3 protein-coding genes are annotated in these 1,653 nt (G+C 58.8%); all 3 read left to right on the forward strand.

From position 1 onward, the window contains the following. Positions 1-138: DUF484 family protein (locus RTK32_RS21255; protein WP_312047405.1), on the forward strand; the 138-nt coding region annotated here is incomplete at its 5' end. Beyond that, positions 135-1,040, forward strand: coding sequence for a tyrosine recombinase XerC (gene xerC / locus RTK32_RS21260; protein WP_312047401.1), 906 nt, complete (start codon positions 135-137; stop codon positions 1,038-1,040). The genes RTK32_RS21255 and xerC, both read left to right, overlap by 4 nt. Beyond that, on the forward strand, positions 1,040-1,653 hold a 614-nt coding region (gene yigB, locus RTK32_RS21265; RefSeq protein ID WP_312047403.1), incomplete at its 3' end, for a 5-amino-6-(5-phospho-D-ribitylamino)uracil phosphatase YigB. The genes xerC and yigB, both read left to right, overlap by 1 nt.

Raw genomic sequence — 1,653 nt, forward strand, 5'->3', positions numbered from 1 at the left:
GAGCGCGGTGAACTGGGCGTGCTGATCTTCAGCAGCCGCGACAGCCAGCACTATCAGTCCGGTATGGGCACGGTGTTATTGCAGCACCTTTCGCACATGCTGCCGGAGCTGCTGCAGCGCTGGGTGGAAAAGGTATGAACGCCTCTCCTCTACAGTCAGCCGTAGAGGGCTTCCTGCGCTATCTGAAAGTTGAGCGTCAGCTCAGTCCGCTCACGCAGACCAGCTACGAGCGGCAGCTGAGCGCCTGTATTATCCTGCTGGATGAAATGAAGCTCGCGACCTGGGAGAAGCTGGACGCTGCTCAGGTTCGAGCGCTGGCCGCGCGTAGCCGACGAGGCGGCCTTAAGCCAGCCAGCCTGGCGCTGCGTCTCTCCGCACTGCGCAGCTTTCTCGACTGGCAAATCAGCCAGGGCAAGCTGAAAGCTAATCCGGCGAAAGGCGTTGCCACGCCGCGTGCTTCCCGCCATCTGCCAAAAAATATCGATGTGGATGAAGTCAATCGCCTGCTGGATATCGACCTGAACGATCCGCTGGCCGTACGCGATCGCGCGATGCTGGAAGTGATGTACGGAGCCGGGCTGCGCCTTTCTGAGCTGGTCGGCATTGATATTCCCCATCTCGATCTGGCTTCCGGCGAAGTCTGGGTCTCCGGCAAGGGCAGCAAAGAGCGCCGTCTGCCGATTGGCCGCATGGCGGTGGAATGGACGGAGCGCTGGCTGGCGCTGCGTGAGCTGTTTGCGCCTGAAGATCATGCGCTGTTTCTGTCGAAGCAGGGCAAACGCATCTCTACCCGTAATGTACAAAAGCGGTTTGCCGAGTGGGGCGTGAAGCAGGGGCTTTCCAGCCATATTCATCCGCACAAGCTGCGTCACTCCTTTGCAACGCATATGCTGGAATCGAGCGGCGATCTGCGTGCCGTGCAGGAGTTGCTGGGCCACGCCAATCTCACCACTACCCAGATCTATACTCACCTTGATTTCCAACATCTGGCCTCGGTTTACGATGCCGCCCATCCCCGTGCCAAACGAGGAAAAACCTGATGCACTTTTACCGTCCGCTGCGCCCGGTCGCGGCCATGACTTTCGACCTTGATGATACGCTGTACGATAATCGGCCAGTGATAGGCCGTACCGCCAAAGAAACCCACGCATTTTTGCAGGCTTATCATCCGGCGCTGAACGAGTTTAGCCCGTTGCAGTACCAGCAGCTGCGTGACAGCCTGCTTGAGAAGGAGCCGGACATTTATCATGACGTCAGCGAATGGCGCCGTCGTGCGGTTGAGCTGGCGATGCTAAATAGCGGGCTTACCGCATCGGAAGCGGAAAAAGGCTCACATGACGTTATGGCGCATTTTGCCTACTGGCGCAGCCAGATTGAGGTACCAGCCGAAACGCACAGCACGCTGGCCGCGCTGGCCGCGAAAATTCCGCTGGTGGCCATCACGAATGGCAATGCCGAGCCGCATCTGTTCGGGCTGGATAAATACTTTAAGTTCATCCTGCGAGCCGGGCCGCACGGTCGCGCCAAGCCTTATCACGATATGTATCACCTGGCGGCAGAAAAGCTCGACCTGCCTTTACACAGCATTCTCCACGTGGGCGACGATCTCACTACGGACGTGGCTGGTGCCGTACGCAGCGGGATGCAGGCTTG

The organism is Erwinia sp., from assembly GCF_031978025.1.
Classification (GTDB): Bacteria; Pseudomonadota; Gammaproteobacteria; order Enterobacterales; family Enterobacteriaceae; genus Erwinia.

Excerpts from the sequence above, each read along its gene's own strand:
- xerC (WP_312047401.1), top strand. The coding sequence starts at position 135 with ATGAACGCCTCTCCTCTACAGTCAGCCGTAGAGGGCTTCCTGCGCTAT.